We start from the raw sequence: 19,946 nt of genomic DNA on the forward strand, positions 1-19,946 counted from the left end.
ACTCCGCGCCATTCCTGCGCAGGCGCGCGCATCGCACTCACAGCGCCGTTCACGCGATCCGCGCTCTGCCCGAACGCCCCTTTCCATCGCCCATCGCATGAAGACCATTCTCGCTCCCGCATTGCTCGCGCTCGCGCTGTCGGCGTCGATGTTTCAGCTCGTCCAGGCGCAGGAAACGCCGGACCTGCCCGAAGATTATTCGTATCTGACGAAGCTCCACGTACCCGACGCCGTCGCGCAATGTGTCGCCGCATTCGACCGCTGGGTGGAGAACGCGCCGAAGTACGACACGCTCATCGTGCCCGACCGCCGCGTGCTCTCGGCGACAATCGACGACGATACTCCGATCTTCAGTGTCGGCGACCCGATTCCGGTCGACAAGGTCATCGTGATGCGCGCGTTCGCGAAGGCGCGCGGCAAGGCGCAATGGACGCGCATGGACAGCCGTTGCGGTGTGCGCGATGGTCGCGTGGTCGGCGTTTCACTCACGCCGAACATGAAGCCGAAGATCGTTCGCTGAGTTCGCTCGGCTTTAGCTTTTCGCCGCGCGCCGCTGGCTGGTGCGCTCGTCGAGCCACTTGACGACTTGCGGCCCGAACGTCCGCGGCGCTTTGGCATGCACGCGGCCCGCGAGATCCGCTAACCGATCCGCCGCGAGCGCCTCACGCATGCGCTTCTCCGCGTTCTTCATCACCGCGTGGACGGCGCACACGCCGCTCGTCGCCCAGGGCGGCGCGTCGTCGCCGAACACCGCGCAGCGCGCGCGAATCTCCCTGCAATCGAAAAGCGGCTTGTCGCCGTCGATCGCGTCGACGACATCGAGCACGCTGATTTCGCTCGACGGGCGCGCAAGCGCAAAGCCGCCGCGCGCACCTTCCGTCGCGACGACGAGTCCCGCCTTGTGCAGCTTCGTGAAGAGCTTCGCGACGTACTCCGCGGGCACGCCCTGCAATTCCGCGAGATCGCGCACGCTCGCCTCACGCACGCCGTGCGGCGGTTCCGCGAGATAGAGCATGCAGTGCAGCGCGTACTCGACGCCCGTGCTGATGTGAGACATATTCACTCCGACATTCTGAATCGGAGTTCAGGATAACGCGTCGTGCGTCCGCATGCAACGCCGAGACGCCCGAGGCCATGCCTTTACAGCCACCCGTCGCAAATATTTCAGATTACACGTTTGCTTACAAACGAACACGGCTTGTCATTTTGCGAACCGCTAAATTGGTTTCCATGGATTCACAGGGAGAAACCAATGAAGAAGCTAGCGATCCTTGCAGCGCTGGGCGTGTTGTTGAGTAGCGCGCTCTCGGGCTGCATCGTCGTGCCGGACGGTGGCGGGTATCACCATCATCACGATTACTACCGCGATTGACCCTCGCGCAACACGCACTGAACTACTACGAAACTGCTACCTCCTGACTCGCGGTTTCGACTGCAAGCAAACGATCAAGGAGCCAACATCATGATGAACAAGACGAAGAAGAGCCTGCTTATCGCTTCCCTGGCTGCCGCACTCGGCATGGGTCTCACTAATGTCGCCTCCGCCGACATGCATCACAATCCGCCGCATCGTGTATCGGTCGGCTGGCACGGCGAGCGTTACTGGGACGGTCATCGTTACTGGCAGCGCCAGGAATGGGAGCGCCATCATCATGTCGCGCCGCCGCCGCATCGTTACTATTAAGCCGTTTGACGCGTGAAAAAGGCCGCAGCGAAATCGATCGCTGCGGCCTTCTCTTTTGATCGCCGGTTCACCAGTTCTTCGGATCGCCGCCCAGCTCCTTGCAGGTGTCGTACGCGATCGCCTGCAGCTTTTCCTGGCCGATCTGACCCGAGAGCGCATAGCCCACGCGGCCCCACGCCCAATAGAACGTCGTGCGCTGCCCGTCCTTGAGCGTTCTGATCTTGCTGTCGTTGCGCCGGATCGTCGCCGTCGTCATGTAGAGCGTGAGCCGCTCGCCGGCTGCGTTCTGATACATGAACTGCGCGGCCGGGCCTTCCTCGTCGGGCAACAGGCGGCCGCCCACGAGCTGAAAGCCGTATTCGGCCAGCGACGGAATCGTCACCGCGCGATTCAGCCGCTTCGACAGCCACGTCACGAGATGATCCTGCTGCGACGCCGCCACCTCCACCGCGTGCCGCTGCTCGGGCGCGTACACGGCGTAGGCGATATCCGCGCGCTCCGCGAAACGCGGACTCTCACCGATCGCGGGCAGGAGCATGTGCATCAGGAATCCGCACGCAACACCGACGACCAGAAAGCACGCCGCGATCAGATAACGCTCGCGCGCGCGCGGCCGCAAGCGTACGACTTGCGGCTCGCTCTGATCGGCGAAGAGCGCGCGCAGCGCATTGTCCTGCGCGCGATAAGCGGCAACGGTGGCCTCGCTCGCGGGATCGCTCGCGATGTGTTCAGCGACGGCGTCGCGTTCATCGCCGTGCAGTTCGTCGTCGATGAAGGCGGAGAGCGCCTGCAGATCGCGATCGGGTTTGGGGGGACCCATACGGTCGCCGCCTTCGAACGGACGGTCTTGGCTGGTCATGATCGGCTCACCACTTTCAGTGACGACGGCGACGTCTTGCGGCCGGGTTCTTCGCCGAGCAGAACGCGCATATGCTCCCGCGCTCTCGACAAGCGCGACATCACGGTTCCGGTCGGCACGTTCAACACCACGGATGCCTCCTGATAACTCATTTCCTCGACGCACACGAGCAGCATCACTTCACGCTGCTCGACCGGCAGACAATAAAGCGCGCGCTGCACGTCGCGCAGCACGAGGCCATCGACTTCGCCGCGCGGCGCGGCCATCTGCCGCCAGGGCGCGGTTTCATCGTCGACGGCGATATCGCGCCGCCCGCGCAACTGGTCGATATACAGGTTGCGCATGATCGTGAACAGCCACGCGCGCAGGTTCGTGCCTTGATGGAACGATTTGGCGCGATTGAGCGCACGCTCGGTCGCGTCCTGCACGAGATCGTCGGCCCAGGCGCGGTCGCCCGTCAGCGCGCGCGCGTATCGGCGCAACTGCGGCAGCAGCGCGAGAAGATCGCTCTCGAAGCTCAAGGCCGTACGCCCGCGTGCCTGACGCAACCGTGAGAGGCGTTCGACATCAGTAGCTGCCTCCTCCGGCCGGCCCGCTCGGCGCGCCCGACGAATTCGGCGCACTTTGCGTGCCGCTCGCACAACCCGCCGCGCCGAGTGCGAGACCGAGCGCGATCAGGAGCGCCGTCACTCCGATCGTTCGTTTCATGATCGTTACCCTTGATTTCATAGACCGGCGGGCCCGCCGATTTATTCCGCGAACCCGCCTCTCGCGATGTGTCTTTCAGACTGCGCGTCCGAAGAAGCTCAGGGCTTCACGACGTGCCAGACATCGCGGAAATTATCCCCGTTCTTGTCGCCGGGCTTCGTGTCCTTCGCGAAGCGATAGACGCGCTTGCCGTCGTAGGCCCACTGCTTGCCGCCGTCGGCGGCTTCCATGGTCCATTTGCCGCTCGCCTTGTCGGCGTCGGTCGCCATCGCCGCCGGCCACGCCTGCGCGCAGCCGCCGGTGCAGGCGCTCGCGCCGCCTTTGGTGTCCTTGTCGAAGGTATAGAGCGTCATGCCGTTTTCATCGACGAACATGCCGTTCGCTTCTTTCGGCGCCGCAGCATAGGCGGATGAAGCAAGTGAAGCGAAAGCGGTGGCGACTGTTGCGGCAGCGGCGAACATCTGGATGCGCTTCTTCATTTCATCTTTCCTTTTTTGTAGAAGTATCCGTAGAACGTTCGGAAGCGCTGCACTATTCCGCGGACGATGAAATAAATCGATGCGGCAGCGCCGTCGCATCGCCAGTCGGCAATCCATTCAAGACCATTCGCGCGCGCCTTGCCAGAGGTTCATCGAAATTTCGTCGCCGGGATCGTGAAAACCGCGTTCAGGCGCCGACCGCGGCGGCGGTCGCGTCGCGCCAGCGGCGGGTGTCACGCAACGGCGGTGCGCCGAAGAGCCGGCTGTATTCGCGGCTGAACTGCGAAGCGCTTTCATAGCCCACGCGATGCGCGGCCGTGGCGGCATCGACGATATCGAGCATCATCAGGCGGCGCGCCTCCTGAAGCCGCAACTGCTTCTGATATTGCAGCGGGCTCATCGCGGTGACAGCCTTGAAATGATGATGCAGCGACGACACGCTCATGTGCACGTCGCGCGCGATATCCTCGACGCGCAATGGCTGGTCGAAATGCTGGCGCAGCAACTGGATGGCCTTCGCGATGCGCTGCGTCTGGCTGTCCTGCAGCGCGATCTGACGCAGGCGCGCGCCCGAGCCGTTCATCAGCAGCCGATAGAGAATCTCGCGCTTCACGAGCGGCGCCAGGATCGGCACGTCCTCGGGCGTATCGACGAGGCGCAGGAGCCGCAGCACGGCGTCGAGCATCGAGTTGCCGAGGCGGTTCACGTAGAGACCGCGCGACGCGTCGGCCGACATCGCGGGCGGCAGGTTCTCGTCCTGGATCAGCGACGTGATTTCCTCCACATCGAGTTCGAGCCGCATGCCGAGATACGGCTCCGACTCGCTCGCAACCGACACCTGTCCGCACACGGGCAGATCCACCGACGACACCAGGTAGTGCATCGGATCGTAGATATAGACTTCGTCGCCGACCATGAGACGCTTGCTGCCCTGCGCGATCAGCGCGAGCGCGGGCGTCTGGATGCCGTGCTTCGGCCCGCCCGGATTCATGATCCGATGCAGCGCGAGCCCCGGCACCGGCGTTTCGACCGAGCCTTCGCAACCGGCGGTGAAGCGGTCGAGCAGCGCGACGAGATCGAGCCGCGCCTGATCCAGCCCCGGATCGGGCGCGCCGTCGTGGCGTATTTCCTTTGCCTGGTCGTGACTGTCTTTTCCGGCGAGGCCGGGCGTGTCGTTCAGAGCCATGATTAAAGGACGATTTTCGGATGAGAGGAAGTCTGACTAGCTTACTCGCGCGGGCGCGGGATTGCTCGCGGCCCACCCCAGCGTTTGCAGGAACAGGCAAGGATTGAACAGGATCAGGCTATGGAGCCGCCGCGCGCCGGGACGATACTGCATTGCCGGCCGGATCGTTCGCTCGGGTCGAGCGATGCCGCGCCTTTCCAGTCAATCGGGAGCAACCATGCGCTACAGGAAATTCGGCAATACCGGTCTTTTCGTCTCTGAACTGTGCTTGGGCACGATGACCTTCGGCGGCGGGACGGGCGGGATCTGGGACAACATCGGCCAGTTGCAACAGGCGGACGCGGACAAGCTGATCGGCCGCTCGCTCGACGCGGGCATCAATTTCATCGATACCGCCGACGTCTACGCCGACGGCCAGTCGGAAATCATCACCGGTCAGGAGCTGAAGAATCTAAAGGTGCCGCGCGAAAATGTCGTCGTCGCGACGAAAATCCTCGGCGAAACCGGAACGAAGGGCACGAATTCGCGCGGCGCGTCGCGCTATCACATCATCGACGGCGTGAAGGCCAGCCTGAAGCGCTTGCAACTGGATCACGTCGACCTGTACCAGATTCACGGATTCGATCCGGCGACGCCGATCGAGGAAACGCTGCGCGCGCTCGACAACCTCGTGCAGCACGGGCATGTGCGCTATATCGGCGTGTCGAACTGGGCTGCGTGGCAAATCATGAAGGCGCTCGGCATCTCGGAGCGGCTCGGGCTCGCGCGCTTCGAATCGCTGCAGGCGTATTACACGATCGCGGGCCGCGATCTCGAACGCGAAATCGTGCCGCTGCTGCAGAGCGAAAGCGTCGGATTGATGGTGTGGAGTCCGCTCGCGGGCGGCCTGCTTTCGGGCAAATTCACGCGCGATGGCGCGAAGGAAGAAGGCAGCCGGCGCACCAAGTTCGACTTCCCGCCGGTCAATGTCGAGCGCGCGTATGACTGCGTCGACGTGATGCGGCGCATGGCCGAGGCCAAGGGCGTGTCGGTCGCGCAGATCGCGCTCGCGTGGCTGCTGCATCAGAAGGTGGTGTCGAGCGTGATCATCGGCGCGAAACGCATCGAGCAGCTCGACGACAATATCGCGGCCACCAAAGTCCGGCTTAATGAGGACGAGCTCGCGGCACTCGACGAAGTTAGCCACTTGCCCGCGGAATATCCGGGCTGGATGCTCACCCGGCAGGGCGAATATCGGCGCAATCAGTTGAAGGAAGAGTCGGCGGAGTAACGCTGAATAATGTGCGGGCGGCCTGGTTGCCGTCCGCACGCCGTAGGGACTTACCCGCAGTTCACACGTTTTCAGGCCATTTTCGGGCCTTTATCTCAAAATTAGATAGACCGTATCCTCCGTATCGCGTTGCGGCATAAGGCCGCTCTGCCGACACTGTACGCACAACATCACCACTGCCTCACGGAGACAACATGCGTACTCAGGTCGGCATCATCGGCGCGGGCCCCGCCGGGCTTCTTCTCTCTCATCTGCTGCATCTGCGCGGCATCGAATCCGTCGTGCTCGAAGCGCGCAGCCAGAACGCTATCGAATCGACGATTCGCGCCGGCGTGCTCGAACAAGGCACGATGGACACGCTCAATCAGGCGGGTCTCGGCGCGCGCATGCAGGCCGAAGGCGCGCTGCATCATGGTTTCGAACTCGCGTTCGAAGGTCAGCGCCGCCGTATCGCGCTGACGGAGCTGACCGGGCATTCGATCACGGTCTATGCACAGCACGAAGTCATCAAGGATCTGGTCGCGGCCCGACTCGCGGCGAACGGTGCGTTGAAGTTCAACGTATCGAACGTGTCGCTGCACGACTTTCAGGAAGCCAGCGATCGCAAGCCGCGCATCAAGTATCAGCATGAAGGCCGGGACGAAGAGCTGGAATGCGACTTCATCATCGGCTGCGACGGCTCGCAGGGCGTGGCGCGCCAGTCGATTCCCGAGGCGGTCCGGCAGGACTATCAGCGCATCTATCCGTTCGGCTGGTTCGGCATTCTGGTCGAAGCGCCGCCCTCCTCCGACGAGCTCATCTACGCACGCCACGATCGCGGCTTCGCTCTCATCAGCACGCGCTCGCCGGGCGTGCAACGCATGTACTTCCAGTGCGATCCGAAGGACACGGTCGATGCCTGGTCCGACGACCGCATCTGGGCCGAACTGCACGCACGCGTCGATAGCGCCGATGGCTGGCAGATCACCGAAGGCAAGATCTTCCAGAAGAACATCGTCGGCATGCGCAGTTTCGTGTCCACGCCGATGCAGTCGGGCAAGCTCTTCCTCGCGGGCGACGCCGCGCACATCGTGCCGCCGACTGGCGCGAAGGGCCTGAATCTCGCGGTGTCGGACGTGCGCGTGCTGAACGCCGCGCTCGACGACTTCTACAAGGAAGGCGGCACCGAGAAGCTTGCGCGCTACACCGAGACGGCGCTGAAGCGCGTCTGGCGCGCCGAGCATTTCTCGTGGTGGATGACGCGCATGCTGCACAAGCTCGACGACACGTCGCCTTTCGAGCAGCGTCTGCAGGTGGCCGAACTGGAACACGTGACGACGTCCCGCGCGGCCGCGACCGCGCTTGCCGAGAACTACGTCGGCAGCGTGGCCGTTTAAGCGCGCATCACACGCACAGCGCCACCGTGGCGCTGTGCGCTCACCGCATCAAAGCACCGCAACCACTCGCACATCCCCTTCCACCGACGGAATCACCTGCCCGCCGACGCGCCGGAACGTGATCGTCGCGGTCTTGTCGCCGAGGCGCAGATCGCCGATTTCCAGCCAGTCGATGCCTTCGGGCAACGCCGGCCTGTCGATGCGCACTTCATCGTTGACGGCATCGACGGTCACGCCTAGACACGCTTCCAGAACCATGAAAGGCGCGCCCGCCGCCCACGCTTGAGGCAGACACGCGACCGGATACGCAATCGGCCGTTCGCCGCGCTGACGCGTGAATCCGCAGAACAGCTCCGGCAGACGCATGTCGAAAGTGACCGCGGCTTCGAACAACGATTGAAGCAGCCCCACGGCCGCGCTACGGTCGCCGTAACGCGCGAGACCGCGTGCGCACAATGCGGTGTCGTGCGGCCATACGGAGCCGTTGTGATACGACATCGGATTGAAGCGCGGTTGCCCCGCCGCCAGCGTGCGCACGCCCCAGCCGGTATGAAAGAGCGTGGATTCGAGCTGCCGCGCGACGGCCTCGCCGCGCTTGCGTTCGACGAGATCGAATGCAAGCAGATGCCCCGCATTCGACGACAGCACGCGGCACAACTCTCCCTTGCCGTCGAGCGCGATGCCGTAGAAGTCCATCTCCGGCATCCAGTACATTTCCTCGACGCGCTCGCGAATGTGACGCGCACGGCGCTCGTAGTCGGATGCACTTTCGTCTTCGCCGCGCTCGCGGGCGAGGCGCGCCATCGTGGAGAAAGCCGTCGACGCATAACCCTGCACTTCGACGAGCGAGATCGGACCGACCGGAAATTTCCCGTCCGCGTGGAACACCGAATCCTGACTGTCCTTCCAGCCCTGATTCGCGAGACCGTGTTCCGATGCGCGCTGATAGTCGAGCAGGCCGTGCGGATTCTTGTCGCAATGGCGAGCGACCCATTGCGCCGCGAGCTGCAACGACGGCCAGATTTCGTCGATCAGCGCGCTGTCGCCGGTGCGTTCGGCATAGGCGCCCGCCAGCACGATGAAGAGCGGCGTGCTGTCCACGCCACCGTAATACAGCGCGAACGGCACCTCGCCGGTCGCGGCCATCTCGCTCTTGCGCGTCTCGTGCATGATCTTGCCGATTTCGGCATCGCGGAACGCCGAGTCCTCGCGTGCCTGATGAGCGGCGAGGAAGCGCAGCACACCGCGCGCGAGCGTCGGATGCAGCCAGAGCATTTGCAGCGACGTGATGATCGCGTCGCGGCCGAATGCCGTCGAGAACCACGGAATGCCCGCGTATGGATAAGGGCCGGTTTCGAGATCGGTGGTGAGCAGGCCGAGATCGGCGAGCGAACGGTCGATCCATTCGCTGAAAAGCGGATTGCTCGAACGCACGCGCGCGCTCGCGCGGCGTCTGTCACGCATGCGGCGATGCGCTTCGACGAGCGCCTCCCGGATCGCCGGACGCCCCGATTCGGGCGCGCATTCGGCGGCTTCAGCGGCGTTGCGCTTGCTCTCCTCGCTGGCGTCAGAGAGCGCGTGCGTCACTGCCGTCACCGACAGATATACGGAGATCGCAGTTTCCGACTGAATATGCAACGCGTAATCGGCGCGCGTGGGCGACAGCACGTCCGGCGCGGGCGTGAACTGGATGCGCGCGGTGCGCTCCACTTCGTCTAGGCCGACATACCGCAACACGACTTCGCCGTTCTCGATCGCGGGCGCACGCAAAGTGCCGCGCTTGCCGCGTTTCGCGCCGCGCACCTCGAACATATCGAGAAAATCCGCCGCGAAGGAGATCGAAAGCGGCACGGTGGACGGCTCCGTGCCGTAGTTCGTCAGCACGATGCTCTCGTGCAGCACGTGTCCCGAGAGCACACGCTTGCGCTCGACGTGGATCACGCCCTCCGGCGTATGGGCCCCGCCGATCGGTGGCAGCGGACGATTGGTCAGATGCGCCGTGAATACGGCGTTATCGCTCGATACACTCCCGGAAAGCAGCGACGGCGCGCGCCCGCCGAACGTCAGCACGAGTTCCGAGAGCACCCGCGTGTCGTTGACGAAGAGGCCGTCGTCGCCACCGCGAATGTCGCCGTTCGCATCGTAGACGGCGAATGTGTTGCCGGATTTCAGGACGAACTGGCGTTCGCTCGGCATGTTGGCATGCTCGGTGGGGATGAACGCTTCGTCCGCGAGTCGCGGCTGCGACTCCTGCGCTTGTTGTTGCTGTCGTTGCTGCTCTTGCGACTGTTCCTGTGTATTCATTGCACCTTCCTGAAAGTAATCTGAAGGGTTTTTCTGAGCCGCTCGGGGAACGCGCTCGAAGCTCCCGGGATGACGCAATCGCTCGGCCGAGCAGTGCTCTCGTGCAGCAAGTGAGCCACTTACCCGCTATCATCGACGGTTTTTCGACCCAACCACGCCTGACGGGTTCTCCGCGCGCAATGTCATTTCCGAATATCGACTTACTTTATTCTGCCTCAGGGCTGGCGGTGGGCTTCCTGGTTGGCCTGACGGGCGTGGGCGGCGGCTCTCTGATGACGCCGCTGCTCGTCCTGCTGTTCGGCATCCACCCGGCGACCGCAGTCGGCACCGATCTGCTGTACGCGGCCGCGACCAAGACCGCCGGTACGCTCGTGCACGGCATCAAGGGCTCGGTCGACTGGCGCATTACCGGCCGTCTCGCGGCGGGCAGCGTGCCGGCGGCGGCCATCACACTGTTTTTCCTGCACTCGCACGGCATTGCATCGCCCGGCACCGCGCGGCTCATCCAGTTGATACTTGGCACGGCGCTCCTCATCACCGCTATTTCGCTGGTCTTTCGGCCGCAACTCGCGCGCTTCGCGTACAAGAAAGGACATGGCCGCCCCGAACACCCTGTGCGCACCGCCGCGTGCACGGTCTTCACCGGCGCGATTCTCGGCGTGCTGGTTTCGATCACGTCCGTGGGCGCGGGCGCGATCGGCGTGACCGTGCTGCTCCTGTTGTATCCGCGTCTCGCGACGGTGCGCATAGTCGGCTCCGACGTGGCGCACGCCGTGCCGCTCACCTTGATTGCCGGCGCTGGCCACTGGATGCTCGGCTCGGTCGACTGGAACCTGCTCGCCTCGCTCCTCGTGGGTTCGATTCCAGGCATTGCCATCGGCAGCATGCTGTCCTCCAGGGCGCCGGAAGCGCTGCTGCGCCACGTGCTCGCCGCGACGCTCGTTCTTGTCGGAGCAAAGCTCGTATTCAGTTGATGTTAGTCACGCTCGTTCACGCTTTCCAGTCGGCTGAAAGACATAGGCCGATTCGCACGACATTGCTGTTTTTTGCCTATGCCGTTCGGCCGGGTTTCGCACGGCGGGGCGATACGGCATCATCCCCACTCAGTTGAGCCGCGCGTAGCAACGCGGCAAAGTCGGGGCGCCGGGTAATGGGCGCGTCATCTTTCGGCGTCGATAATGCAGGCGCGCGTCATCGGACGTGCGCGGCATGTTCACGAGGAGTCAGGCGATGAATGAGAAGGACCATCCGCAGCATGAGCTTCCCTCCAGCATTGACACCCCGGCCGGCGACGCACCGGCGGACCCCGCGCGGCGGCGGCTGCTCGCGGCGGGGGTGGGTCTCGCAGGGCTGTCGCTCGGCGGATGCAATCTGTTCGAAAACAAGCCGACCACCCCCAAAACCGCAGCCGATGTTGCACTCGACCGCACGCTCGCAGCGAAGGTTCAGCACATCGTCGTGATTTACGCTGAGAATCGCAGCTTCACGAATCTCTACGGCAACTATCCGGGCGTGCAATACCCGCTCTCGGCGGTGCCCGCATCGCATTACACGCAACTCGATCGCGACGGCCTCACGCCCATGCCGACGCTGCCGAAAATCTGGGGCGGGCTCGTGCCGCAGGCACAGGAAGTGGGCGGCAAGCGCTTTGCGATCACCGAGCAGCAGATCACGGATCTGAGCAACGCGCCTTTCCAGATCATGGACGCGAGCGGGGCGCCGCTTCCCAATTCGGTCATCACGCGGGATCTGGTGCACCGGTTCTATCAGAACCAGATGCAGATCAATGCCGGCCGTAATAATCAGTTCGCGGCGTGGGGCGACTCGGGCGGTCTCGTGATGGGCCACTACCAGAACTCGCCTGACACGCTGAGGCTGTGGGGACTCGCGCAGCAGTACACGCTCTGCGACAACTTCTTCATGTCGGCGTTCGGCGGCTCATGGCTGAACCATATTTTCCTGATTTCCGCGCAGGCGCCCTTCTACCCGGATGCCAAAGGCAGTCCGACCGCCAAGCTGCTCGCGGTCATCGAAGGCGACGATCCCACGGGCTCGCGTCTGAAACTTGCGCCGGATTCACCGAAATCTGCGCTCGAAGGCCCGCCGAAATTCGTGCGCGACGGCGCGCTCACCGCCGACGGTTACGCGGTCAACACCATGTTTCCGCCCTATCAGCCGAGCAATGTGCCGCCTCCGCAGGGCGGCGATCCGCGTTACGCGGACCGGTCGAACGCGCTCGTGCTACCGCCGCAGACTTACGCGACCATCGGCGACCGTCTGTCGGACAAGAATATCGATTGGGCGTGGTACAGCGGCGCATGGCAATACGCGCTGGAGCATCGCGATACCGACATGGTCCCGGACTTCCAGTATCACCATCAGCCGTTCAATTACTTCGCGAACTACGCACCGGGCAGCGCGGCGCGCGTGCAGCATCTGCGCGACGCGGGCCTGGGCGACGATCCATCCACGAACAAGCTGCTCGCCGACATCGACGCGGGCCGGTTGCCCGCCGTCACGTTCTACAAGCCGCAAGGCAATCTCAACATGCATGCGGGCTATGCGGACGTCGCGTCGGGCGACCGCCATATCTCGAACGTGATCGAGCACATCCGCCGCGGACCGCAGTGGGACAACACGGTGGTGATCGTCACCGTCGACGAGAACGGCGGCTGGTGGGACCACGTCTCGCCGCCGAAGGGCGATCGCTGGGGACCGGGCTCGCGCATTCCGGCGCTCGTGATCTCGCCGTTCGCGAAGAAGGGCTACGTCGATCACACCGTGTACGACACGAACTCGATCCTGCGCTTCATCTCGCGCGTACACGATCTGCCGCCGCTCGACGGCGTGGCCGCGCGGGATCGCGCGTTCGCCGCGAACGGCCAGACGCCGCTCGGCGACCTGACGAAACCGCTGGACCTCGCGTAACGGCTAGCCGCGCTCGATCCAGGCGCGCGCGGAGATCTCCAGCAAATAGCCATAGTGAAGCGCGCCGACCGGCACGACGGCGCGCGCCGGCTTCCACGCGCCGAAGTGGCGCGCGTAGATCTCGTTGAACGCCTTCCAGTGTTCGACGCCGACGAGATACACGGTCACTTCGATGCAGTCCGCGAGACTCGCGCCCGCCGCTTCGAGCACGGTGCGCAGATTGGACAGGGTCTGCTCGGCCTGCTCTTCGAACGGCAGGTCGCCGGTATGCGTGCCGTCCGGACGGATCGGCAACTGGCCGGACACGCAGACGAGATTGCCGGCGCGTGTCGCGTGGCTGTAATGTCCCGCCGGAATCGGCAGACCGGGAGCGTTGATGGTTTCGATCGGTGGCATCGTCGGTTCAGGTGTAGGGAAACGCAGTCAGTGGATTGTTGATTTTGAGTCAAGTTTCATTTGAGACTATCACCGTTTTTGCGAAAGTCGAAGCGGCTCATACTGTGCTCATCGTAGTTTGAACATCAACGGAGCACGGACATGAACATCTTCATTACTGGCGCGGGCGGCTTTATCGGCGGCTCGATCGCGGCGGGACTCGCGCGTGACGGTCATCGCGTGCGCGGGCTCATCCGGCGCGCGGAACAGGTCGACGACCTGAAGCGCCTGAATATCGAACCGGTGATCGGCAGTCTGGATGACACGGACTTGCTGGCCACCGAAGCGCGTGCCGCCGATGCGGTCATCAACGCGGCGAGCAGCGATCATCGCGCCGCGGTCGAGACGCTGATCGGCGCGCTCGAAGGCACGAACAAGCCGTTCCTGCATACGAGCGGATCGAGCATCGTCGGCGATGCGTCGGGCGGCGAGGCATCGGACAAAATCTACTCCGAGGACGACCTGCCCGCACCGACGCCCGACAAAGCGCCGCGCGTGGCGATCGACACGCTCGTGCTCGATGCCGCCAAACGCGGCGTGCGCTCGGCCGTGCTCTGCAACACGCTGATCTACGGCCACGGCGCCGTGCCGAATGCGACGAGCGTGCAGTTGCCGCGGCTGGAGCGTCAGGCGAAGAAGAGCGGCATCGTGCGTCACGTTGGGCGCGGTCTGAACATCTGGTCGAACGTGCATATCGACGATGTCGTCGATATCTACCGTCTGGCGCTCGAAAAATCGCCGGCGGGCACGTTTTACTTCGTCGAAAGTGGCGAAGCGCAGTTTCGCGACATGACCACCGCGATGGCGCGCGCGCTCGATCTGCGCGGTCCGGAAGACTGGCCGCTCGAGGAAGCGATCGAGGAATGGGGCTATGAAATGGCGTCGTACGGTCTCGGCTCGAACAGCCGCGTGCGCAGCAAGCGCACGCGCGAGGTGCTCGGCTGGCAGCCGAAGCGCACGTCCGTCATCGAATGGATCGAAAAGGACATGGTCCGCTGATCGCGCATCGCGAGTCGCGCGGCAAACTGGCTTGACCAATTTGCCGCGCAGGTGACTTCAGGCCTTACTTCAGCGCAGCCGCAAACTTCTCGATTTCCACGTCCGGCATGCCCGATTTCGTTGCCGAATCGCGGATCTGCTTCCACGTCGTCGGATCGATCGCGATGCCGTTCGCCGTGCGATCCGCGCGACGCGCTTCTTCCGGCTCGCCCGGCGCGTAGATCGCGTCGATGCCCTCGGCGCGCGGCGAGGCCTTCATCCATTCGAGGAATGCTTCGGCTTCGGCCTGCGCGGCGGGCGCATCGAAGGCGTTCGGATCGACGATCACCGAGGTCATGCAGTTGATGATCGCGCTCGACTTCTCGAGCGTCTCCTCGTGCGTCGTATAGCCGCCCGAGAGCGCCCCGCCGAAGATCTCGCACAGCGCGGCGAGGCCCGATCCCTTGTGCAGCCCGAACGCCGTCAGCGAGCCGAACGGCTCTTCGTGCATCACCTTCGGCTCGATCGTCGGTTTGCCTTCGTGATCGAGCAGCATGCCCGGCGCGACCTTCACGCCCTTGTTGTACGCGACGCGCGTCTTGCCGTAAGCGATGCCGGCCGTCGCGAAGTCGAGCACGAGCGGGCTTTTGCCGTCGCGCGGATAGGCGGCGCAGAACGGATTCGTGCCGAAACGCCGGTCGATGCCGCCGAAGGGCGCGACCAGCGGATCGCCCGCGACGTTCACGAAATGGAACGACACGAGCCCCGCCTTCGCGCACTGCTCCGCCCAATGGCCGATGCGCCCGATGTGATGCGCATTGCGCAAGCCCACCGCGCACACGCCGAGCTTTTTCGCGCGCTCGATGCCATGCTCCATCGCTTCGTAGGCGACCACTTGCCCGAAGCCCTTGCGGCCGTCGATGGTCAGCACCGCGCCGGCATCGCGCACGATTTCCGCGTGCGTGTTGAGCTTCAACTGGCCCTCGCCGAGCGACGCGACGTAGCGCGGGATCATTCCCACGCCGTGCGAATCGTGACCCGACAGATTCGACATCACGAGGTGATCCGCGACCAGTTCCGCCTCGCGCGGCGCGCTGCCGGCTGATTCCCAGATCGCGCGGACATAGGCGTGCAGCGTGTCGGCGGCGATGCGCTGTTCGGTGGCGGAAGGGGTGGACGTGGGGGATGCATTCATTGCGGCACTCGTCTCCGTAGTTAATGGCTCGCGCGTTCGATTTTCGAAGCACGCGCGGGCCTATCACTTTACAGACGATCAACTGGCCTTACCAGTTTGTTTTTACAAAATCGCTGAAAAGGCGCGCAAAAAAGCCCGGGCGAACCGGGCTTTCCATGACTTCGACCGGCGACCGAAGCTCAGGGCGCCGCCGCAATCACTTCCGCGACCGACGCCGTCAGCTTCTTCGCATAAGGAACGTGGAGGAATTCGTTCGGACCGTGCGCGTTCGATTTCGGGCCGAGCACGCCGCACACCATGAACTGCGAACGCGGAAATCCTTCCTTCAGCGTATTCATCAGCGGAATCGTGCCGCCCTGCCCGATGTAAGCGACATCCGCGCCGAAGTGACGTTTCGATGCCTCGTTCAGCGACGAACGCAGCCAAGGCGCGAGGTCCGGCGCATTCCAGCCCGTCGCGGCGCCCGCTTCAGGCTTGAACGTCACCTTGGCGTTGTACGGCGGATCCATTTCGAGCAGGCGCTGCAACTTCACGACTGCCTTATCCGCGTCGACGAGCGCCGGCAAACGCAGCGACAACTTGAACGCCGTGCGCGGCGCGAGCACGTTGCCCGCATCCGCGAGCGGCGGCAGGCCCGACGCGCCCGTCACCGTGAGCGACGGACGCCATGTGGAATTGAGGAGCGCTTCGCGAGGATCGGTGGTGGTCGGCAGAACGCTGCCGCCGTCCGCGCCGCAGCTCCACGGCAGCTTCTTCCAGACATCGTCACCGAGGATGCGCGCGGTCATTTCGGCTTCGCGCCGACGCAGCATCGGGATCGGACAGTGAAAGCCTTCCGGCAACAGATTGCCGGTGCCCGAATCTTCGAGACGCTCGAACAGTTGCCGCATGATACGGAACGTCGACGGCGCGATGCCGCCGTAGCCACCCGAGTGAATGCCCTCGTCCAGCACCTGCACTTCGAGATCGCCCGAGACGAGACCGCGCAGCGACGTGGTAAGCCACAGTTGGTCGTAGTTGCCCGCGCCGGAATCGAGACAGATCACGAGGCCGACATCGCCGAGCCGGTCGCGCAACGCGTCGATGTAAGGCAGGAGATCGTAGCTGCCCGATTCCTCACACGTCTCGATGATGCCCACGCAGCGCGGCCGCTCGACGCCCTGCGCATCCAGCGCCGCGAGCGCGGTGATGCTGGCGTAGGTGGCGTAGCCGTCGTCGGCGCCGCCGCGGCCGTAGAGCTTGTCGTCTTCGAGCTTCGGCGTCCACGGACCGAGGTCGCTGCGCCAGCCTTCGAACTCCGGCTGCTTGTCCAGATGGCCGTAGAGCACGACCGTTTCGTTGCTGCCGCTACGCGTGGCGGGCGTTTCGAAGAAAATGACCGGCGTGCGCCCGGGCAGGCGCACGATTTCGACCGTCAGACCTTTCACCGGTTGCGTCTTGATCCAGTCGACCGCATCCGTGACCACGCGCTCGATGAAGCCGTGGCGCGCCCAGTCGCTGTCGAACATCGGGCTCTTTGCGGGCACGGCGATGTAGTCGGTCAGCGCGGGCACGATTTCGTCGTTCCATTTGCGCTCCACGAACTCGCGCAGCGCGGCGGAATCGAGCCGTACTGTTTCGTCGTGTTGCGTGCTTTCGCCGATAGTCATGACCGTGTTTCCATTCGAGACAAACTACAATGATAGACGCGTTTTGCCCTTGGCTGGCGCGGCCGCGGCGCGTATATGCCCCTTTTGCGTGATTTTTTAGCGCGCGGGCGCGCCCGCTGCGCCATCGCGCGTTCCCGAAACGACGACGCGCGATGCAGCCGGATCGGAATCGATCGCCTGATCGGAAAACGGGAAGCGCAACCAGCGCTTCGCCGCAAACGCGCGCGTGGCGTCGCCCGAGTGCGGCGAGGCCGGATCGTCGGATTCGGCGTGCGAGAGCATGGTGTCGGCTTCCACGCCGTTCTCGCCGAAGGTCACGACCTGCACGTAGCTGTCGCCCTGGCCGCTGACATCCATCGGATAACCCTTCGAATCGAGCGGACGACGCGCGCAGACGATCGTGAAGTAGCCTTCCTCGTCGCAGCCGCCGTAAAGCGGCACGCGCGCGCCGTTACGCGTCGTGTAGAGAATGTCGCCGCGCCGCGAATCGAGGGCGAAGCCGTTCAGCTTTAGCGCGAGCGCCGCGCCTCCCAGCGCCTGGCGCAAGTCCTGGAGCACCGCGGGGTTGTCGGCATTGAAGCCTGCCGGCGTCGCGAGCGGTTTGTTCGGATCGAAGCCCGACTCGTACAGGCGCTCCGGCGCGATACGCGTCGCGCGCAGCCAGAACTCGTCCCAGAGGTTCGCGCCGCGCGCATCGATATCCGCGGTGCCATTCCAGTTGCGCAGGACCTCGCAAGCCTCGTGCAGGGGGCCGACGGCTTCGTTGACCGTGCAGACCACGTCGAGCAGCGGCTTGCGGAAAAGCCGCTCGGACATCGAGTTCGTCTCCAGCACGGCCGATTCGAGCGCCTCGCGTGTCACGCCGCCGCGCTCGCGTTGCAGGCGCGCGGCGAGCAGATGCCCGTAACGCGTGCGCAGCGACTGCTCGACGCCGGTCGCGCCCGCGATGCGCGGATAGCCCGACATCGGCGCATTCGCATTGGTGAGCCAGTAGCTGTCGTTGAAATTGCCGACGTAGTCGCCACGCGTCGCGTTCGGCAGTTGTTCGACGCTCAGCGTGCCCGGCTGCACGCTCGCCGGATCGACGCGCCATGCGCACGCGCTCTTCGAGCCGTCGAGAAACGGCACGCCCGGCACGCGAGCCGCGAACGCGCGGCCGGCCGGCGTCGTGCACGATTCCGCGAGCGCGTCGGGCACGTTCGGGATCGGACCGATGTCGGCGAACCAGACACGGTCGTCGCCGCGCCCGATCGCGAAGGTGTTCGCCCACGGCATCGCGGCGTAGCGCTTCTGGATCGTCATGAAATCGGCGAGCGAGCGCGCCTGATTCCACGCGAAGAAGTTCTGGAAAGAGCGCGTGTTGTCGATGTTCACGTCCGCGAGCGCATACGCGCGCTGCGCGCTCCAGCCGAGTCCTTGCGCCATCGGCGACAGATCGACGACCGGGCCGAAGCGCGTCCTGTACAGCGTGCGCGACACCGATTCGTAGGTGCCGTCGGCGCGGCGCGAGCGCACGGTGAGCGGCACGGGCGTCATCGCTTCGCTCTGGCCATCGACGAGATAACGCGTCGGATCGGCGGGATCGAGCGTCAACTGGAATATGCCGAAGCGCCGCGCGCTCGACACCGTGTGCGTCCACGCAATGTTCTCGTTGAAGCCGAGCACGATCAGCGGCACGCCGAGAAACGACACGCCCGCCACGTTCAACTGGCCGGGAATCGTCAGTTGCGCCTGATAGAAACGGTCGGGGCCGCGCCAGAACCAGTGCGGATTGCCGAACAGAATGCTGCGTTTGTCGCGCGTGATCGGCGCGCCGAACGCGAGCGCGTTGCTGCCGATGCCCGGATTCTCGCCGATGGAAAAGCGCAACGATTCGAGCGCCGTTTGCGCGGTGTCCGATGCGTCGGGCGAGTCGGTGTCGCTGCGCGGCGCCGTCGTGGCCGGCTTCGGTGGATGCGCCATCGCGATTGGCGTCACGAAGCGCGCCGAGCCGCTCGCGAGATTGGCCGCGATCAGGCGCAGGTAGATATCGTCCGCGCTGATCTTGTCGACCCACGGCTTGCCACGGCACGCCGCGTGCGCGTTCGGAAAGTTGCCGGCGTTCAGATCGGCGAGATAGCGGTTGTAGCCGTTCGCGAAACCGTCGATCAGATTGCGCAGTTCGGCGGGCTGCGCCTGACGGGAACGCTCGACGGCCGCGTGATCGCCGACCTGACGAAAGAAGAAATCCGCGTCGATATTGCGCGGCTGGCCGAAGGTCGCGGTGGATGGCGGGCGCGCATCCGGACCGAACCACGCCGATCGCTCGCCGCGATATGTGACGAAGCCGTCCGCGAGCGTGCACAGATTGTCCTGCGCCTGCGCGTAGCCGAATCCGAAGCCGAGACTGCCCCAATCGGCGGCGCGGATATGCGGAATGCCGTCCTGCGTGCGGCGGATCTCGGCGCTCCAGTTGCTCTGCGCGACCGGACTTGTCTGGCCGGGCCCGACCGACGTTTCCGGCGGCACGACGCAGCCGGCCAGCAACGCGCTCAGAAGCGCGCCGGAGATCGCAAGGCTGACGAAGTGATTCATCGCGTGAGTCCCCCGGTCCGATCGACGTGATGACGGGCGCATCGACGCCCCGCGCGCAGTATCGCATTGCGGGCAGCGCGATTCGCCGCCAAAGTGTAGCCGCTCGCGTCCGTCAGGCGTTGCCGATGCACAATGAAGCGATGAATGATCCGTCCATTCACCCCGATGATCCGCGCCCGGTGCCGCCCGAGCGTCCGCTGCCGGAAGACTGCTGCCAGAGCGGTTGCAGTCCGTGCGTCTTCGACATGTATCAACAGGAGCTGGAGCGCTATGAGGCGGAACTGCGCGCGTGGGAAGCGCGGCGTGCCGCACAGTGAATCG

19 protein-coding genes are annotated in these 19,946 nt (G+C 64.5%); 8 read left to right on the top strand and 11 right to left on the bottom strand.

The features are described from left to right. The first annotated feature begins 97 nt into the window (after positions 1-97). Positions 98-520 carry a BspC domain-containing protein gene (locus tag ACEN42_RS18650; protein WP_187606334.1) on the top strand — a complete coding sequence of 141 codons (423 nt, stop codon included), beginning with the start codon at positions 98-100 and terminating at the stop codon, positions 518-520. A 12-nt stretch (positions 521-532) separates the two neighbouring features. On the opposite strand, the gene ACEN42_RS18655 is transcribed toward ACEN42_RS18650, so the two are convergent. Then, entirely contained in the window at positions 533-1,057 is a 525-nt protein-coding gene (locus ACEN42_RS18655; protein WP_187606335.1) for an Rrf2 family transcriptional regulator, read from the bottom strand. Between the two features lie 408 nt (positions 1,058-1,465). Here ACEN42_RS18655 and ACEN42_RS18660 point away from each other — a divergent pair, with 408 nt between their 5' ends. Then, positions 1,466-1,684, top strand: coding sequence for a hypothetical protein (locus tag ACEN42_RS18660; protein ID WP_187606628.1), 219 nt, complete (start codon positions 1,466-1,468; stop codon positions 1,682-1,684). 67 nt (positions 1,685-1,751) lie between these two features. Here ACEN42_RS18660 and ACEN42_RS18665 read toward each other — a convergent pair whose 3' ends face one another. The 5 genes from ACEN42_RS18665 to ACEN42_RS18685 all read right to left on the bottom strand — a co-directional run bounded on the left by ACEN42_RS18665 (position 1,752) and on the right by ACEN42_RS18685 (position 4,916). Then, complete coding sequence (locus ACEN42_RS18665; protein WP_371882114.1) at positions 1,752-2,543, bottom strand: anti-sigma factor; 792 nt, start codon at positions 2,541-2,543, stop codon at positions 1,752-1,754. Next, positions 2,540-3,064 carry an RNA polymerase sigma factor gene (locus ACEN42_RS18670; protein ID WP_187606337.1) on the bottom strand — a complete coding sequence of 175 codons (525 nt, stop codon included), beginning with the start codon at positions 3,062-3,064 and terminating at the stop codon, positions 2,540-2,542. The genes ACEN42_RS18665 and ACEN42_RS18670 overlap by 4 nt, the downstream gene beginning before the upstream one ends. Positions 3,065-3,110: 46 nt before the next feature. Next, complete coding sequence (locus ACEN42_RS18675; protein WP_187606338.1) at positions 3,111-3,251, bottom strand: hypothetical protein; 141 nt, start codon at positions 3,249-3,251, stop codon at positions 3,111-3,113. A 98-nt stretch (positions 3,252-3,349) separates the two neighbouring features. Further along, positions 3,350-3,730 carry a hypothetical protein gene (locus ACEN42_RS18680; RefSeq protein ID WP_187606339.1) on the bottom strand — a complete coding sequence of 127 codons (381 nt, stop codon included), beginning with the start codon at positions 3,728-3,730 and terminating at the stop codon, positions 3,350-3,352. Positions 3,731-3,917: 187 nt separating this feature from the next. Beyond that, on the bottom strand, positions 3,918-4,916 hold the full coding sequence (locus ACEN42_RS18685; RefSeq protein WP_187606340.1) for an AraC family transcriptional regulator: 999 nt from the start codon (positions 4,914-4,916) through the stop codon (positions 3,918-3,920). Positions 4,917-5,133: 217 nt separating this feature from the next. Between ACEN42_RS18685 and ACEN42_RS18690 the strand changes: the two genes are divergently transcribed. Together ACEN42_RS18690 and ACEN42_RS18695 are read left to right on the top strand one after the other, a co-directional pair. Then, positions 5,134-6,186, top strand: a complete 1,053-nt coding sequence (locus tag ACEN42_RS18690) for an aldo/keto reductase (protein ID WP_371882115.1) — start codon at positions 5,134-5,136, stop codon at positions 6,184-6,186. A gap of 194 nt (positions 6,187-6,380) precedes the next feature. Next, a complete protein-coding gene (locus ACEN42_RS18695) occupies positions 6,381-7,562 on the top strand; it encodes a 4-hydroxybenzoate 3-monooxygenase (RefSeq protein WP_371882116.1) in 1,182 nt (393 codons plus the stop codon). A gap of 48 nt (positions 7,563-7,610) precedes the next feature. On the opposite strand, the gene ACEN42_RS18700 is transcribed toward ACEN42_RS18695, so the two are convergent. Next, positions 7,611-9,866, bottom strand: a complete 2,256-nt coding sequence (locus ACEN42_RS18700) for an amylo-alpha-1,6-glucosidase (protein ID WP_371882117.1) — start codon at positions 9,864-9,866, stop codon at positions 7,611-7,613. A gap of 179 nt (positions 9,867-10,045) precedes the next feature. On the opposite strand from ACEN42_RS18700, the gene ACEN42_RS18705 reads away from it, so the two are divergent. Beyond that, positions 10,046-10,840 carry a sulfite exporter TauE/SafE family protein gene (locus ACEN42_RS18705; protein ID WP_371882118.1) on the top strand — a complete coding sequence of 265 codons (795 nt, stop codon included), beginning with the start codon at positions 10,046-10,048 and terminating at the stop codon, positions 10,838-10,840. 256 nt (positions 10,841-11,096) lie between these two features. After that, entirely contained in the window at positions 11,097-12,794 is a 1,698-nt protein-coding gene (locus ACEN42_RS18710) for an acid phosphatase (protein WP_371882119.1), read from the top strand. Positions 12,795-12,797: 3 nt separating this feature from the next. On the opposite strand, the gene ACEN42_RS18715 is transcribed toward ACEN42_RS18710, so the two are convergent. Continuing rightward, positions 12,798-13,190 (bottom strand): RidA family protein, encoded by a 393-nt coding sequence (locus tag ACEN42_RS18715; protein ID WP_238213967.1) that lies wholly within the window; start codon positions 13,188-13,190, stop codon positions 12,798-12,800. Positions 13,191-13,331: 141 nt separating this feature from the next. Here ACEN42_RS18715 and ACEN42_RS18720 point away from each other — a divergent pair, with 141 nt between their 5' ends. Further along, complete coding sequence (locus tag ACEN42_RS18720) at positions 13,332-14,228, top strand: NAD-dependent epimerase/dehydratase family protein (RefSeq protein WP_371882120.1); 897 nt, start codon at positions 13,332-13,334, stop codon at positions 14,226-14,228. 64 nt (positions 14,229-14,292) lie between these two features. Here the strand turns inward: ACEN42_RS18720 and ACEN42_RS18725 are convergent, their stop codons facing one another. From ACEN42_RS18725 to ACEN42_RS18735, 3 genes are all read right to left on the bottom strand, one after another. Next, positions 14,293-15,402, bottom strand: coding sequence for a malate/lactate/ureidoglycolate dehydrogenase (locus tag ACEN42_RS18725; RefSeq protein ID WP_371882121.1), 1,110 nt, complete (start codon positions 15,400-15,402; stop codon positions 14,293-14,295). 179 nt (positions 15,403-15,581) lie between these two features. Continuing rightward, entirely contained in the window at positions 15,582-17,051 is a 1,470-nt protein-coding gene (locus ACEN42_RS18730; RefSeq protein ID WP_371882122.1) for a M20 family metallopeptidase, read from the bottom strand. Between the two features lie 96 nt (positions 17,052-17,147). Continuing rightward, positions 17,148-19,625 carry a penicillin acylase family protein gene (locus ACEN42_RS18735; RefSeq protein ID WP_371882123.1) on the bottom strand — a complete coding sequence of 826 codons (2,478 nt, stop codon included), beginning with the start codon at positions 19,623-19,625 and terminating at the stop codon, positions 17,148-17,150. 140 nt (positions 19,626-19,765) lie between these two features. On the opposite strand from ACEN42_RS18735, the gene ACEN42_RS18740 reads away from it, so the two are divergent. Continuing rightward, the gene (locus ACEN42_RS18740; protein ID WP_371882124.1) at positions 19,766-19,942 is read left to right on the top strand and encodes an oxidoreductase-like domain-containing protein; all 177 of its coding nucleotides are present in this window, start codon (positions 19,766-19,768) and stop codon (positions 19,940-19,942) included. The last annotated feature ends 4 nt before the right edge of the window (positions 19,943-19,946 follow it).

Source organism: Caballeronia sp. S22 (assembly GCF_964261745.1).
Taxonomy (GTDB): Bacteria; Pseudomonadota; Gammaproteobacteria; order Burkholderiales; family Burkholderiaceae; genus Caballeronia; species Caballeronia jiangsuensis.

Excerpts from the sequence above, each read along its gene's own strand:
- ACEN42_RS18650 (WP_187606334.1), top strand. The coding sequence starts at position 98 with ATGAAGACCATTCTCGCTCCCGCATTGCTCGCGCTCGCGCTGTCGGCG.
- ACEN42_RS18655 (WP_187606335.1), bottom strand. The coding sequence starts at position 1,057 with ATGTCTCACATCAGCACGGGCGTCGAGTACGCGCTGCACTGCATGCTC.
- ACEN42_RS18660 (WP_187606628.1), top strand. The coding sequence starts at position 1,466 with ATGAACAAGACGAAGAAGAGCCTGCTTATCGCTTCCCTGGCTGCCGCA.
- ACEN42_RS18665 (WP_371882114.1), bottom strand. The coding sequence starts at position 2,543 with ATGACCAGCCAAGACCGTCCGTTCGAAGGCGGCGACCGTATGGGTCCC.
- ACEN42_RS18675 (WP_187606338.1), bottom strand. The coding sequence starts at position 3,251 with ATGAAACGAACGATCGGAGTGACGGCGCTCCTGATCGCGCTCGGTCTC.
- ACEN42_RS18680 (WP_187606339.1), bottom strand. The coding sequence starts at position 3,730 with ATGAAGAAGCGCATCCAGATGTTCGCCGCTGCCGCAACAGTCGCCACC.
- ACEN42_RS18685 (WP_187606340.1), bottom strand. The coding sequence starts at position 4,916 with ATGGCTCTGAACGACACGCCCGGCCTCGCCGGAAAAGACAGTCACGAC.
- ACEN42_RS18690 (WP_371882115.1), top strand. The coding sequence starts at position 5,134 with ATGCGCTACAGGAAATTCGGCAATACCGGTCTTTTCGTCTCTGAACTG.
- ACEN42_RS18695 (WP_371882116.1), top strand. The coding sequence starts at position 6,381 with ATGCGTACTCAGGTCGGCATCATCGGCGCGGGCCCCGCCGGGCTTCTT.
- ACEN42_RS18700 (WP_371882117.1), bottom strand. The coding sequence starts at position 9,866 with ATGAATACACAGGAACAGTCGCAAGAGCAGCAACGACAGCAACAACAA.
- ACEN42_RS18705 (WP_371882118.1), top strand. The coding sequence starts at position 10,046 with ATGTCATTTCCGAATATCGACTTACTTTATTCTGCCTCAGGGCTGGCG.
- ACEN42_RS18710 (WP_371882119.1), top strand. The coding sequence starts at position 11,097 with ATGAATGAGAAGGACCATCCGCAGCATGAGCTTCCCTCCAGCATTGAC.
- ACEN42_RS18715 (WP_238213967.1), bottom strand. The coding sequence starts at position 13,190 with ATGCCACCGATCGAAACCATCAACGCTCCCGGTCTGCCGATTCCGGCG.
- ACEN42_RS18720 (WP_371882120.1), top strand. The coding sequence starts at position 13,332 with ATGAACATCTTCATTACTGGCGCGGGCGGCTTTATCGGCGGCTCGATC.
- ACEN42_RS18725 (WP_371882121.1), bottom strand. The coding sequence starts at position 15,402 with ATGAATGCATCCCCCACGTCCACCCCTTCCGCCACCGAACAGCGCATC.
- ACEN42_RS18730 (WP_371882122.1), bottom strand. The coding sequence starts at position 17,051 with ATGACTATCGGCGAAAGCACGCAACACGACGAAACAGTACGGCTCGAT.
- ACEN42_RS18735 (WP_371882123.1), bottom strand. The coding sequence starts at position 19,625 with ATGAATCACTTCGTCAGCCTTGCGATCTCCGGCGCGCTTCTGAGCGCG.
- ACEN42_RS18740 (WP_371882124.1), top strand. The coding sequence starts at position 19,766 with ATGAATGATCCGTCCATTCACCCCGATGATCCGCGCCCGGTGCCGCCC.